The sequence below is a fragment of the Shewanella sp. ZOR0012 genome (assembly GCF_000798835.1).
In the GTDB taxonomy this organism is placed as follows: domain Bacteria; phylum Pseudomonadota; class Gammaproteobacteria; order Enterobacterales; family Shewanellaceae; genus Shewanella; species Shewanella xiamenensis.
In genome coordinates, this window is sequence record NZ_JTLE01000094.1 from 3,883,590 (window position 1) to 3,898,275 (window position 14,686).

The following is a 14,686-nucleotide window of genomic DNA, read 5'->3' on the forward strand; positions in this document are numbered from 1 at the left end:
AACGAATTGTTGTGTTAATTCATCGCCTTTAAACAACTTATGCCACTGCTCAAGCACTTCGCGGTCAGTCCAACAATTTGCCTTCTCGATATCGACTCGCAGCACCACATGCAGATGATTCGACATCACCGCATAAGCAGCCACATCAATAGCAAAAACCGCTTCCAGTTCAAACAATAATGACTCTACCCAAGCACGGCGATGGTCATAGTTTTTACCGGAATAGGTATCATCACCACATAAAAATGCCCGCCGAACAACGCGGCAGCAGCAATGGTAATAGGGACTGATGTTAAGGTGAGAGTTAAAGACTTATCTGAGTTCTGCGAGGGCGCGGCATACAAACCTCCTTGTTCAATGCTTAACCAAAGCATAGTAGGAGGTTTACTTCCGCGCTATTGAGGTTGGGTGTCCAACTTTACTATATAAAAATTCAGGTTAAACTTTTAGTTGTTTTAGCTTGAGAAAATAGCAAATCACGCAGCTTATTTTGGATCTCTCCTTGTTCCCCTAGCGCTGAATCAAATGGTTTATCATAAGCAGTTAAATGAACTACATTCTCTAACTCATCAACATGTAACCATTCGGCATTTTTTAGTGTACCAATAGGCAAGTTTACTAATTCGAAAAAACGCTTTCCAAGCCACATTTCAGCACCTACCGCTTCTATATACCCAGACTGAAACTGCCATCGCCCTGGATTATCGGAGGTATCAATAGCCATTTCAGCTAATGGCGGTGGAAGCCCATTATGCTTTTTAGGCAACTGACTATGGTCAATACCTTCTATCTCAAAACTTTGTATACTTGTCATATTTTGTAGAAAATCGAATCTAGTATTATATATCCTTGCGTGAACAAAATTTTCATGTTCAACAATGTTCTTCAACCACTTGTCTCGCAATGATATTAAACAATCAAGATCGCTAACCACTAATCTAGCAAATGCCCTATCAACTAAATGAAAAAACCTAATAGATGGTCGCATATTTGGCTCATCCAAACCTATTTCTATATCAAGTGAAATCTGTTTAGACGCGCTATCCAAATACTCTTTAATCTTATTTCTTTCAATTATTACACCTGTAAAACCATCAGTTAACACATCAAAATTACACTTTGAAACATAATCACTAAAGCAAGTTATATCCCAAATATCACTAGCTCTATAAAAATTTTCGTACGAAAAAATAAACTCTATTGATAACGTCATTATTTACTATATTCCTTAACAACCATTTTTATATCTTGACTTGCAGCATATGCTGCAAATACTCTGTGGCAGCAAATCCTCCTGGCTGAACCCTTAAATCAAGAGTTCGATTATGCCTTAAAATCACATTATTACCTTTAGAGTTGAATCTAGCCACCCATTTTAAATCAACAACATAATGCACTTTAGGTTTGTCTACAACTTGTACGAGCTAAAATGATTTGAGTGGGAGTCATCAACAGTCGTAGGGACTGTATGTAAGGAAATAAATTGCGCGAATTCCTTAAAAAATGGAGCATTTCAGACGAGGTAAATTGGCCCATAGTACTTGGGATGTGTTTTGGATGTAGGCTTTTGAAGTGATATAAGCCGTTGTCAGTTACTGTTAAAGTGCTGACAGCATTTAGCAAAATGCCGTCGTCGCTTTTCGAGATGTTCGCAATAATCGGTCAGTTCTTGCAGAGTACCCACTGGACCATGAAATAGCTTGCCAAACTCGGTTGTCAGCTTGAGCCAATTGTTATGGGGAATATTTAATCTGTTCAGTATCTTGGCGCTACTTTCGCTGATGTATCCACGTTTATCATTGCGAATAATTCGGCCTGTAGCATCTACCAATTTAAGGTCGTCCGTTAATGAAAACGCAATGCTATCGGGTTGGTTGTCGCACTCATTACCGTCGCACTCATTACCAATAAAAGGCAGATATTGAGCTTGGCAAATCAACCTCATTCCACTAATTCAAAGCTTGATAATCAAGACTGCCATTGTGATACAGCCGGATTTCAATTATCTCTATTTGCTGTTTTAGTAATGACAAACGTTCTATTAACCAGAGATAGCCGATTTTATAGGCCGTCTGTAATAATGTGATCAATTCATCTTCTGGCGTATGCGCTTCATCAATGGCCAAGATACGGTACCAGTCGAACGATTTAAAATTAGCAATAGTGTCAGACTCAAGCTCGGCCGTTAATAGCCATGAACCATTCATCATAGATGCTATATCAACAAAAAAATCGCAGTAAGCTTCACCTTGAGTATGGGAGAAATTCGCATATTCCCTCACCAAGCCATCAAATTCCTTTTGGTAGCCATCAAGTGTGTTTTTGACCACGCAAGCTGCTTTATCACCCCTTTGCATATGTTCGTCAAATCTCTCTTATGCCTTCCCCCCTAATCACAGGGGATATAAGGCTGATAACCTACCCCAGTTTCAGCGCCTCTCCAACGGTATTTTGATAATGAAACTAAAGTCAGGCTTTAGACTGATGAAGCATTTACCTTTTAGTAACAATGAGTTGAATTTAAACCAAGCTGTAGTTTCAATGCTAAGCAGCTAAATGAATGTCTGTAAGGCTTTGGTTAACTTTGGCGTGTCTCGGCCAAAGGCAATAACGATGACGGATGTAAATGACATAAAAAATGGCGGTTACATCAAATGTAACCGCCATTTTTTAGCTATTACGCTTCGCCAAAAGATAGAGCGTTAAGCTTCAAAACTAATGAGGATTCATAAACCTAATCCACATAAAGCAATCGCTTAGCTGGTTCGATACTGCTTTAAAATGCCTTCAAGCTGAACCGAGGCCTGCTGCAAATCATGTGCTAGGGTGACACTGCGCTGTGCTGTTTGTTTAATGGTATCGGATTGATGGCGGATCTCATTAAGCTGGCCAGCGATATCACGGGCGGCAACACTTTGTTCTTCCGCCGATGCGGCAATTTGGCTACTCATATCGAATACGGCATTAACCGATTGCGCCATCCCTTCGACATCGTTGCCCACTTCAACAATGGCACTGCGGCCTTCATCGGCGCGGTCCACAATCTCGGTGGTGATATTGGAGAGCTGACGAGTGCCCGATTGCAATCCTTCGATCATCGCTTGGATCTCAACTGTCGCTTGTTGAGTACGTCCCGCTAAGGTACGCACTTCATCGGCAACCACCGCAAAACCTCGGCCTTGCTCACCCGCACGGGCCGCTTCAATGGCCGCATTCAGCGCCAGCAAGTTAGTCTGCCCAGAAATACTATTGATGGTTGTTACAACGGCATCAATAGCCGCCGCATCCTTAGATAATTGTTCTACCGATGAAAAGGCTGCACCAATTTTGGTTGAGAGCAAACCAATACTGTCCACCGTATGGCTAATACGCCCTTGGCTGGCACTCATTTGGCTGGCGTTATCTTTAGTCTGTAGTGAAGTGTTACTGGCATTAACCGACACTTCTTCAATCGCCGAAGTCATTTGCGCCATGGCCACAGCCACTGAATCTAAAAATTGATGCTGGGCACCAATTAACTCACCGCTGATTTTTGCTTGCTGATTAAACTCATCAGCAGCGAGGGAAAGTGTTTGGGCATTATTGCGGATAGCGCTCACCATTTCGCTCATGTTATCGGCACAGCGGTCAATTTCGCGGGCGATTAAGCTGAAGTCATCGGTACCGAAAAAGTTTAATCTGAAACTTAAGTCGCCATCGGCTAAGCGTTTGATGGCCATGTACATATCCCACAGACCACCGCCGAGGGAAGTTGAAATCCAATAGCTTAATTGGAATAAGGGCAATAAACCGATTAATGCAAGCCAAAACATCAAATTAGCATCGCTGCGGCCATCACTTTCCCATTCGGACACATTTTGCGACAGTGCGAGCGCGCTGCCAGATGCCACCGTGGCGCTGGCGGTGACATTATCCCTTTGGCGCTGCGCCTCAGTCTGGCGAGAGACAACACTCAGCCCATTGTCTCGGGCAAATTGTGATAATGCATCACCTTGCAACTGTTGCGCATTTGCGACTTGGGCAAAGGCATCAACCGTCGCCTGAACTCGAGCCAAAGATGCTGCTTCGAGGTTGCGGTGAGCATGTTGGTAATTGATAAGTGCGATAGTAGCCGTGATTAACGCCACCATAGAACAGACAATCCAAAATTTGCCGTTAAGACTGAACTTGATCAATATGGCATCAATGGTGCGAAACTGGATTTGTTTCATCTTGATATTTCCTAAGACCTAAAGCTATCGGGTACTAAATCAGCATTATAGCTCATCTATTCGATCACTCAGTTACCGCATGGCTATCATGCGAACACAAAAGTGATGGAAGATTAATCGGCACTGGCGATTTCAGAACCTGTTGATGCTGACCATTTTTGGCGAAGGGTGATTAACTGCGCCGTCAATAAGCTCATGCAAAAACCTAACAGTGCGCCTAACACTAAAGGCGGCACAATATTGGCCACATCCCCAGCCATGGCAAAGGTAATACAACAGCCGATAAAGGCACCGGGAATAAAACTGAGCTTTTGATAACTGGCCTGTAGGCACATTGCCGAGGTAGCGATACCCGTAAACAGATAACCCGCCACAGGCGATACGAAAAAACTGCTACCGCTGATAATGAGCCAAGCCCAAAACACACCGGAGAGATTGGTGCACCACGCCATCATCACGCCTTGAAAACCGGCCTTCGGCTGAGCAAAAAACGTGCTACAACCTAAAAAGCCAATCCAAGTAACAAGATGAAAAGTATCTGCGATACCACACCATATTGCGGCTAATAGCCCCGCAGAAATAGCGACCTGCCAACGATTTTCCATGATGACCCCTTTATTGTTTTCACGGAAGTTAACTACTCAAATGCGCTCAAGGTGCGGCTGTATTATGGTGTTATAGCGCCCTTCACTTCCGTGTCGATCAATTTTTAGTAGGGAACTGCAATCGAAAACTGACTCACAGGCCGACTAGTAACCGATTCAAATGAATGTGTACGCGAGTCCGCATACCTTAGGTCACTTGAGTAAACATATTGGTTAAATTACCTCTATTCTGGTAACAAAAACCTGATCTATTGCTAATTTTCGGCATTAATGCCCGTAAATTTGCTAACAAGCAATTTATTTGTGGTAAAAAAACGAAAAAAGCGCTTATTAGGCGCTTTTTTGCTCACTCAGGTGTCGTTTACAGCATCACACCTTTAACTGTTTATTAACCGGCAGGTCGCGGATCCTAAGGCCTGTTGCGGCAAATATCGCATTGGTCAGACTAGGCGCCACCGGCGGTACGCCGGGCTCACCTACACCCGCAGGCGGCGCATCCGAGTCGATAATGATGATCTCCATCTCTGGCACTTGGGGTAAACGTAGCAGGTGATAATCATGGAAGTTAGACTGCATCACCTTACCCTGCTGGTAACTGATTTCCCCCATTAGCGCCAAGCTTAAACCAAAAACTATCGCGCCTTCGGTCTGCGCTTTCACCCTGTCGGGGTTAACTACAGTGCCAGCATCAATCGCAGCAATGGCATTCAGCACCTTAAGCTGTTTGTCCTCGCAGACTTCTACCCGTATCGCCACCGCCACCACACTCACAAAGCTGCGATGCACGGCAAAGCCCCAACCTTGATTCTTACCCGCTTTCGGCGCCTTGGCTTGGGCTTGTTCAACCACCTCAATTACCTTGAGATAACGGCCAACATCGACGGGATGACGAGTTAACTCTTCACCATAGTTACCATATTTAAAGCCTTGGTTCTCAAAGGTCTCTCGTCTTGGTTGCCCCAGTAAGATGCGCCACATATCGGGACAAGATAACTTGGCTTTATGGGCCATTTCATCGACAAAACTGCCCACGCCAAACCCGTGTTGGATGTTACATACCGAACGCATCCAACCGATACGGCTATGGGCGCTGGCCTTTACAGCCTCATAGCGTAAATTTGCCAGAGCAAAGGGCACATCAACAAAACCTAAGTCCAGCTCACCACCGGATGGATACTCGACGCCCTCGGCAAAGGTGGAGCTGATTGACGGGAAGCCTGTACGCGCCAGCAGCGCCGTCGGTTTGTTGTTGGCATCGAACAAGGCCTGATAACACTGGGCACTGATGGCATGGTAATAACCGTTTTGGATCTCATCCTCACGGCTCCAACTCACCTTCACCGGCCGTTTAAATTGCTTGGAGAGTAGTGCCGCCTCCACACTGAAATCTGGTTTAGACTTGCGCCCAAAGCCGCCGCCCAGTAGCGTGACATTCACTTTGACCGCATCTTCGGCGATACCTAAGGCCGCAGCCACATTTTGCTGAGTACTTTGAGGTGTTTGCGTCGATGCCCAAATTTCGCAGCTATTCTCGGTCACATTAGCGGTGGCCACAGGCGGCTCGATGGAGGAATGGATAAGGTAAGGCACGGTATAAATCGCCTTAAGGGTATCGTCCTTCGGCCACGCTTTGACCTCATCACCAACTTGACGTACCACCTTGCCAGGGGCTTGTACCTTGTCCACCAGCTCTTGCAGGTAGGTTTTAGAATCGTGGCTACTGTTGGCAGACTCAGTCCAGCTCACTTGCAAGGCTTTACGTCCCTGCAGCGCACTCCAAGTATTTGTCGCCACCACAGCTACGCCGCCTAAGGCTTGAAAAGCGGGAGCGCCCTTGGGCGTTGGCAAACGGTACACATCGACCACACCCGCTACGTTGCGCGCCGCACTATCGCCAAGACTAGCCACATCGCTCCCCAATACGGGTGGGCGCATAATGCTGGCATAAAGCATGTTATCCAGTTGGATATCATAGCCATAGACAGCCTTACCCGTGAGCATGGCTTGCATATCGACTATCTGACGCGAAGCCCCTATTTGCTTGAAATCCTTAACCGCCTTTAATCGCAGCGAATCAGCCGCAGGCAGTGGTAATGCCGCCGCATCGAGGGCTAATTCGCCAAAGCTGGCAGAACGGCCAGATTTGGCATGCAGCACTTGATGATCTTTAGCCTGCACTTCACTCACAGGGACTTTCCAGCGGGCTGCTGCGGCTTGCTCAAGCATGGTTCGAGCCATCGCGCCCATCTCACGCATGCGATCATAGTTTTCGCGGATACTGCGACTACCATCGGTATTTTGGCTGGCGTAGCGTTTATCGGCGAGCCCTTGAATAGGCACAATTTTATCCCAATCAGCCTCTAGCTCTTCGGACAAAATTTGCAAAATCCCCGTGCGGATCCCCTGACCCATTTCGGAGCGGTGGCAGGTCAAATAGACCTTGTCGTCCTCACCGATGGCGATAAACAGATTGAACCGCGCCTGTTGGTCCTGCGCCAATGCCATTGGACTCCAACTGAGGCCACTGGCACCAAGGGCGAGGCCGCCCCCGACGGCGCCGAAGAGTTTTAACACATCGCGGCGACTGATATTTTCAACTGCGGTGAATGTACTCATCTTAGCCCTCCTGTTTGGCATAGCTTTGCAGCGCCGCTTTTATCCGAGGATAAGTACCACAGCGACACAAATTACCCGACATGGCAGCATCAATTTGTTCCGCCGATGGTTTTGGATGCTGAGTGACTAAAGCCGCTGCTGACATTAATTGCCCAGCCTGACAATAACCACACTGGGGTACATTGTGTTCGGCCCAAGCATTTTTAAGCTTTTGATTATCCAGCCCTTCAATCGTGGTCAGTTGCTTGCCTTGCGCCTGGGATACGCTGGTTAAACAGGCGCGCACAGGCTGACCATCTAAATGCACGGTACACGCGCCGCAGAGCCCGGCGCCGCAGCCATATTTAGTGCCCGTTAAGCCTAAAATATCCCGTAACGCCCAGAGGATAGGCATATTGGGATCCGCATTTAAGGTAAAGGATCTGCCATTAATGGTCAGGTTTAGGGAAGGCATCGCAAGGCTCTGGTCCTGTGCCGCCTCCGAGGATGGTATTGCCATAACTCACTCCTTAAGTGCCAACCACGACGCAAGATCGGCTTTAGTATCAATATCAATCGCGGCATGGGGCAAAGGAACAGCCACTAACTCACCCACATTTGCCAGTTGTTTTAAGATGGATTTGGCGCCGCGATCGCCAGTCAAATCCGTTAATAAATCGAATATTGAGGCATTAAAAATAGCAGGGGCGCCTAATTCATCCAACGTCCCTTGTTCATCCAACGTCCCTTGTCCATTCAACATCTCAGCTTCGTTCGTATAAAGAGCGGCCACAGATTGTTGATTCGTCTGCCAAGTCTCAATCACCTGCCGATAGTCTTCAAATGTCAGCGCAACTTGATCCGCTAAGGTGAGTAACATGCCATCAAACTGCTGCGCTTTTGCAAAGTCCGCCGCAACTCGCAGCGACGACGCCAAACCTGTTTGCCAATTAGGATTATCAAGCAACGTCAGTTTTAGCGCACCGAGAGCGTCAAGTTGCGGACGCAATAATGTTTGATGGGCACCAAGCACTACCAACAGTTCTGCGGTGATTTGAGTGGATGCTCCCATTACTAATGGAGCCGAGATGAAGCGAGCCAAACGGTCGATATGGCGTTGTAAGATGCTATGCCCTTGCCCCTCACTCGCCGCTGTTGATAAACGTTGTGCCAGCTTCGCCCCCTGAAAGCGCCGGCTCTCGCCTGCCGCGAGCACAGCAATGAGCAATCTTTGCCTGATGCGCATTAAGGCATCATTCCATCGAGCGAGGAAAATGCCGCGCCATGAAGCACCCCATGGCATTGGGCCAAGATACTCAAGGCAATGGCGCTCGGTAACTCGCCACCAAGAGCAAGCCCCGCAGGTGCCGAGAAAAAGCCACTAAACGACTCCGTATTGAGTTCGGCCATCGCCAGCACTTTATCCCGCCGATGAGCGGGCCCCAAGAGGGCAACATATTTAAGATCAAAAGGTTGAATAGCTTTGAGCGCCGCCGTATCCAAATTCAGGTGATGGTGCATGACCACGGCGCAATCTAATTGCGCGACAAGCGCTTCGGCATCATCAAGGTTTTGCTTAACGATATGGGCGTGGGGGAAATCGGCAGTTCGCGCATATGCGGTGCGCGTATCAAACACGCTCACCTGCCAACCTAAACTGTGGGCAATCGCCGCCACGGGTTTAGCATCTATTCCTCCACCAAAAATCCCTAAATGAAATCGTGGTCTGAGTGGGATGATAAGCGCCTCCCCTTCAGGCTGGCTGAGTATGCCCGCCTTTGGAAAGTCCGCCGTAGGAAAAGGGGCACTTTGCGCCGGATAAAACTGTGCAGCGTAACTGCGAGCATCGCTGCCCGCAGGCACTAAGGGCAATTGATAGTAGCCCAACAGCCCCTTGCGAAACGCTTGTACTATGTCCACTAGCCCAAGATCATGATTTTCTTTAAGCAGAGGGATCAACATGATATCGACTTTACCACCACAACCTAGGCGGTAGCTGGCATCGGATTCATCGGTCGCATCATAGGTGATACAAGTAATCTGTTGCGATTGCATGGCTTGCTGCGCATGACGGCGAAGATCGGCCTCTAAACAGCCACCACTTAATATCCCTGCGCCTTGGCCAAACTCGTGGAATAACATCATGGCGCCGGGTTTACGGTAGGACGAGTCTTGGATATGGGTAATCACCGCCAGCACCCATGAATCATCCGCGAGGGGCAACCAATGTTCTAATAAGTCTTCCATTTGGTGATCCATCGACATTGACTCCCTCTCTATTTCGCTAACTTAGGGACACATTTAATGCATCCACGATTGAAATCAGCGTAACTGATTAAAAAATTATCTTTATGTAGAACAAGCTAACAAAGGAAAATTGAATTTAAAAGGGCAAAAGCGGGGAAACACAAAATAGCTAAAGGATAAAGCTGACATCCCTGTCAACAAGTGTGAGATAGCCTTGAACTAAGGGTTAAAACTGATACTCTCCAGCCTTAGTTCGTAGTGCTTGGGATTGATTATCTAAGCTAATAGAGGTGAATTCGATTTGCTCAATAATTTGTGACACTTCGCGGGAATTATCGCGGATTACCATAAGACTGGTGGCAATATCCTTAGACACCAGAGATTGCTCTTCGGTTGATGCCGCTACTTGGGTATTAATCCCATGAATCGCCGCAGTGCTATGGCGAATATCATCAAAGACCGTCACGATACGTTGCAATTCACCTGAGGCTTTTTTCATTAAGTTAGCTGCTTGGGTGACTGAGCTGCCCACCTGATTGGTGCGATTTTGTAAACTGGCAACAATATCATCAATTTCCTTGGTAGAATCTTGAGTGCGCTGTGCGAGTGAACGCACTTCATCGGCTACCACCGCAAAACCACGCCCTTGCTCACCCGCCCTCGCCGCCTCAATTGCGGCATTGAGTGCCAATAAGTTAGTTTGCTCAGCAATCGCTTTAATCACACTTAGTACATTACTGACTTGAGTGCTCTCATTCACCAAATGCTGCATCGAATCTTGGGTGGTCGTAAATTCACTTTCGAGCACCGCCATCGCATTCAATGCCTCTGAAACCGTATCCTGACCAACGCCCACATGGGTTTCATTTTCTGCTGCCCGAATTTCGGCGTTCGAGGTGCTCTCACTAACATGCACTAAGGTGGTCGTCATTTCTTCCATCGCGCTCGCACTGGCATCGAGCTCTTTGGCGACTCGGTTTGAGCTTTGACGGGAAACTTGAATCGAAGCTTTGGTTTGTTTAGCGAGATCTGCCACCTCCTTCGCAATACTGTCCGTCGTCGCTAATGAACTGGCTAGAGATGAAATGAATAAATTAATTTGGTTAACAATTTCCCCAATTTCACCCTGAGTCGAAACTGAGATCCTGCGGGCAAGATTTTTAGACCTTTGAATATCAAGTAATTCGCGACAGGTTTGTACGAGTGGAGTCACAATCCTACTTTTAACAATAATAAAGCCGCCAACGGCAACTAAAATCACCAAAAAGAGTACAAACTGCGAACCATTGAGTGCCATATTTAAAGAATCCAATCGATTACTCACCTCACCCTCAGTGCGTTTATCCAAGGCGGTAAAAAACTGATCGATCGGCTGCATGATCTTGGCTTTTTCACTATGATATTGATCGCTATGTAGTAATTCCCTCGCCATCGCGAGATTCGGCTCACCTTTAATGCTGTAGGTTTGGGTATTTGGGTCGATAAAAATTCCTTTCACCGCGTTCATCGCCTTGACCTCAAGGGCGACTAAAGCATCAGAATTTTGCTGTGCCTGCTCGAGATAATGGAACTCCTCATCGGAAAACCCCAAAGCCTTCATTTGGCTTTTGATGGCCACTCTGGCGCCATCAGGCTTAGGTTTATCGCCATAACTGAGCACCAAATCCCAATAAATCTGGTGATATTTTTCCGGCCTAGGTTTTTCACCGTTACGAATGGCCAGAATATCCATATACATTTTTTCGTACTTTTCATCCCCAGTCACCGCATAGGTACGGGCGAGTCTGGTCAAATCATCAGAACTTTGCCGAAGTTCATCAGCAATTTGGTAGGATTGATAGCGAATATTCGCAGCATCATTAAAGAGTTCAATCTTAGATTTGACATTAAAACTCAGCGCCGCCGTAATCACTGCACTAGCGACGATTGTGGAAAAAACAACACTCATCATCGTTTTTGTATTCATAGTTACCCCGATAGACACCTACAACGTTAGCTTTAAGTCTAGCCAGTAAAATGTAACTAAAAAGTAAAAAAAACAGAATTTTGATGAATAATACACAGAGTTACGAGCGATTCTCAGTTGCGTAAATAACCGATATTTGGTTTAGGTCAAAATATAATGCTTAAAAATAGATAGTTGCGGATAAATCTAACTAAAAAGACCCAAGATGTGTGTCAAGCAGAGATGAGGTTTGCAGGTTTAATCAGGCACAGTAAATATGAATTGTACCTGATTAGAACTCGCATTTTGGTTGATATTAAGTCAATTGACGCAGTGTTATGCAACTTAGAGCAGTAACTGATCAGCCACAAAGGGATTATGTTCACGCTCTTCGCCAAAGGTAGACATAGGTCCGTGGCCAGGAATAAATTCCACGTCAGCGCCTAAAAGCCAGAGTTTAGAGGTGATTGAATGGATCAAGCTTTGATGATTTGACTGAGGAAAATCAGTACGGCCAATCGAGCTTCTAAAGAGAATATCTCCGACCCATGCAAGCTTGGATGAGGCCGAATAAAACGCCACATGTCCTGGTGTGTGGCCAGGGCAATGCAGCACAGTCAAACTTTGCTCGCCTACGGTGACGGTATCGCCATCACACAGGTATTGATCGGGTTCAAAGGCATCACAGTGGGGAAAACCAAAGTTTTGACTCTGTTTAGGCAGATTTTCAATCCAAAACTTATCCGCCTCATGTGGACCAACGATGGGTACATTCGTTTGTTGTGCTAATAACTTAGCACCGCCAACATGATCAATATGACCATGAGTGAGTAACACTTTTTCAAGGGTCAGCCCTAATTTAGTGACTTCACCTAAAATACGGTCAACGTTCCCTCCCGGATCGACAACCGCTGCATGCTTAGTTTTTTCACACCAGATCAAGCTGCAATTCTGCTGGAAAGGTGTCACAGGAATAATTTGGTACTTCATAGCTTCAATCTCGTGTTATCCATAGCCGATAGATTACGCTAAGAGGGTTATCATGGCTCAATTTTTTATAATAAAAATTGATCTCAACCAAAGGCTAATCAAATAATCCTAACTTGCGACAACAGGGCTTTTGTATACAATCTGCCATAAATAACAAGCCTAGCCCTTAAGGTCAATTGATGAAACCCGATATGATGCTCGCTGGTGTTTTCGCCAAGAAACACACATTTACTTTGCCACTCAACTACCAACAACCCATTGGTGAGCAGATTACTGTGTTTGCGAGAGAACTTTGCGCCATTGAAAATAAAGATAAAAAATTACCCTATATCGTCTTTTTCCAAGGAGGTCCTGGCTTTGCCGCTATGCGGCCCGCCAGCAATAGCGGCTGGATCCGTCGAGCACTCAAAGAGTTTAGAGTCTTATTGCTCGATCAACGGGGCACAGGCCTTTCTAGCCCCATCAATTATCAGAGCCTCAGTCACTTAACCCCTGAGCAACAGGCCGAATATTTAAGCCATTTTAGAGCCGACAATATCGTCCGTGACGCCGAATCAATCCGCACCCAGCTCTGCCCCGCCGACAAGTGGGCTATCCTCGGTCAAAGCTTTGGTGGTTTCTGCGTGCTGCACTACTTAAGTGCTGCGCCTCAGGGCGTAAGTGAAGCCTATATCACAGGTGGTATTCCTTCCCTCACGCGCAGCAGTGATGAGGTTTATCAAGCCACCTATCAGCGCGTACTCGCCAAGAATAAGGACTTCTTCCAGCGCTTCCACGATGCGCAGCATCTGGTGACTCGCCTCGCCAAACATTTACTCGAACATCCAGTGCAGTTAGCCACGGGTGAACGCCTCACGGTTGAAATGCTGCAACTGCTTGGCATTAATTTAGGCATGGAGCAAGGCCCTGAGTCAGTCTACTATTTACTTGAACAGGCCCTAGTGCACTCGCCCCAAGGTGATTATGTCAACCCGCTGTTTTTAAATCATTTTTGCCAATTACTCGACTATAACACCAACCCAATTTTTGCCCTGTTACACGAGGCCATCTACTGCCAACACAGTGCGTCACAGTGGTCTGCCCATAGGGTACGGGAGCAGTATCCGGCCTTTAACTATCAAGTGGGTAAGCCTTTCCTGTTTACTGGCGAGATGATTTACCCTTGGATGTTTGAACAATTTAGCCATTTAGCGCCACTTAAAGCCGCAGCCAATATTCTTGCCCATAAAACGGACTGGCCAACGCTTTACAATCTTGAGCAGCTCAGCCAAAACCGCGTCCCAGTTGCGGCCGCGATTTATAGCGAAGATATGTATGTCGAGATGGATTTCAGCCTAGAAACCGCCAAACAGGTAGCGCACCTAAAGTATTGGTTAACCTCAGAATATGAACACAATGGTATTCGAATGGATGGCGAGCGGATCTTAGATAAGCTCATCAGTCTCAACCGCGGTGAACTCTTAAGATAAATGTTAATTTTAAGGGTTAATTAAGTAAAAGCTGTCATTGTGTGCAGGCTCCTCATCCAAATGAGTGATTTTGGCTACAACGTTCAACGACCTATTTTCCGTGAGAGTAATCCGAGTTGGATTACTCTTTTTTTTGCTGAAAAAATGCACTCAACAAAGTTGAGTGCATGACAATAATCGTCAAAATACAGGGGAGCGGGTGTTTAACGAGGATGAAATTAACGTTTCATTTGAGGATAAGTAAACTCATGGCATTGATTGCAATAGACTTTACTTTCTTTGTGTTCCTGATGGCAGTAAGTACAAGGCAGATCAGTACCATAGTGCAGACTGTTATGGGGATTCGGCTCAACCGAATGACCCGCATCCGCAGGGCGCGCAGTCAACTTAGCCACGTCCTCGGGTGAACCATGACAACGACTGCAAGTCGCAGCATCAGGAACGGTTTTGCGTTTTGCATCACCGTGGCATGCCGCACAATCGACTTTACCATCGGCTCCAGTCATTACCTCTTTATGGTAATCCTTGATATTCATTGCATTAGCAGCCATAGGTGCTGCCAGCATGGCACCGAGTAATAGAATAAATACGGGTTTTAACATCAGAGTCTTCCTAGGCGGGGCA

Annotated in this window: 12 protein-coding genes and 2 pseudogenes; 1 reads left to right on the forward strand and 13 read right to left on the reverse strand. The window is 46.5% G+C overall.

The window, feature by feature from the left end:
• From L976_RS23395 to L976_RS18730, 12 genes and pseudogenes are all read right to left on the reverse strand, one after another.
• Nucleotides 1-340, reverse strand: a pseudogene (locus L976_RS23395) (transposase); the annotation flags it as partial.
• 93 nt (nucleotides 341-433) lie between these two features.
• Nucleotides 434-1,213 (reverse strand): hypothetical protein, encoded by a 780-nt coding sequence (locus L976_RS22470; RefSeq protein WP_052184029.1) that lies wholly within the window; start codon nucleotides 1,211-1,213, stop codon nucleotides 434-436.
• Between the two features lie 375 nt (nucleotides 1,214-1,588).
• Nucleotides 1,589-1,918 (reverse strand): annotated as a pseudogene (locus tag L976_RS18685) (transposase); the annotation flags it as partial.
• Nucleotides 1,919-1,949: 31 nt separating this feature from the next.
• A complete protein-coding gene (locus L976_RS18690) occupies nucleotides 1,950-2,357 on the reverse strand; it encodes a hypothetical protein (RefSeq protein ID WP_047539223.1) in 408 nt (135 codons plus the stop codon).
• Between the two features lie 399 nt (nucleotides 2,358-2,756).
• Nucleotides 2,757-4,211: a methyl-accepting chemotaxis protein gene (locus L976_RS18695; protein ID WP_047539225.1), complete on the reverse strand. Its 1,455-nt coding sequence runs from the start codon at nucleotides 4,209-4,211 to the stop codon at nucleotides 2,757-2,759.
• Nucleotides 4,212-4,324: 113 nt separating this feature from the next.
• The gene (locus tag L976_RS18700) at nucleotides 4,325-4,816 is read right to left on the reverse strand and encodes a DUF1097 domain-containing protein (protein ID WP_037420065.1); all 492 of its coding nucleotides are present in this window, start codon (nucleotides 4,814-4,816) and stop codon (nucleotides 4,325-4,327) included.
• A gap of 369 nt (nucleotides 4,817-5,185) precedes the next feature.
• A complete protein-coding gene (locus tag L976_RS18705; protein ID WP_047539228.1) occupies nucleotides 5,186-7,432 on the reverse strand; it encodes a xanthine dehydrogenase family protein molybdopterin-binding subunit in 2,247 nt (748 codons plus the stop codon).
• Nucleotide 7,433: 1 nt separating this feature from the next.
• Nucleotides 7,434-7,931 carry a (2Fe-2S)-binding protein gene (locus L976_RS18710; RefSeq protein WP_047539231.1) on the reverse strand — a complete coding sequence of 166 codons (498 nt, stop codon included), beginning with the start codon at nucleotides 7,929-7,931 and terminating at the stop codon, nucleotides 7,434-7,436.
• A gap of 3 nt (nucleotides 7,932-7,934) precedes the next feature.
• On the reverse strand, nucleotides 7,935-8,657 hold the full coding sequence (locus L976_RS18715) for a nucleotidyltransferase family protein (RefSeq protein ID WP_047539234.1): 723 nt from the start codon (nucleotides 8,655-8,657) through the stop codon (nucleotides 7,935-7,937).
• On the reverse strand, nucleotides 8,657-9,670 hold the full coding sequence (locus tag L976_RS18720; protein WP_047539237.1) for an XdhC family protein: 1,014 nt from the start codon (nucleotides 9,668-9,670) through the stop codon (nucleotides 8,657-8,659). The genes L976_RS18715 and L976_RS18720 overlap by 1 nt, the downstream gene beginning before the upstream one ends.
• 214 nt (nucleotides 9,671-9,884) lie before the next feature.
• Nucleotides 9,885-11,624 carry a methyl-accepting chemotaxis protein gene (locus L976_RS18725; RefSeq protein ID WP_047539240.1) on the reverse strand — a complete coding sequence of 580 codons (1,740 nt, stop codon included), beginning with the start codon at nucleotides 11,622-11,624 and terminating at the stop codon, nucleotides 9,885-9,887.
• Between the two features lie 324 nt (nucleotides 11,625-11,948).
• Entirely contained in the window at nucleotides 11,949-12,593 is a 645-nt protein-coding gene (locus L976_RS18730; protein ID WP_047539242.1) for an MBL fold metallo-hydrolase, read from the reverse strand.
• A gap of 179 nt (nucleotides 12,594-12,772) precedes the next feature.
• On the opposite strand from L976_RS18730, the gene L976_RS18735 reads away from it, so the two are divergent.
• Nucleotides 12,773-14,062 carry an alpha/beta fold hydrolase gene (locus L976_RS18735; RefSeq protein WP_047539244.1) on the forward strand — a complete coding sequence of 430 codons (1,290 nt, stop codon included), beginning with the start codon at nucleotides 12,773-12,775 and terminating at the stop codon, nucleotides 14,060-14,062.
• Nucleotides 14,063-14,280: 218 nt separating this feature from the next.
• On the opposite strand, the gene L976_RS18740 is transcribed toward L976_RS18735, so the two are convergent.
• Nucleotides 14,281-14,664 carry a cytochrome c3 family protein gene (locus tag L976_RS18740; protein WP_037431101.1) on the reverse strand — a complete coding sequence of 128 codons (384 nt, stop codon included), beginning with the start codon at nucleotides 14,662-14,664 and terminating at the stop codon, nucleotides 14,281-14,283.
• Nucleotides 14,665-14,686 lie beyond the last annotated feature (22 nt).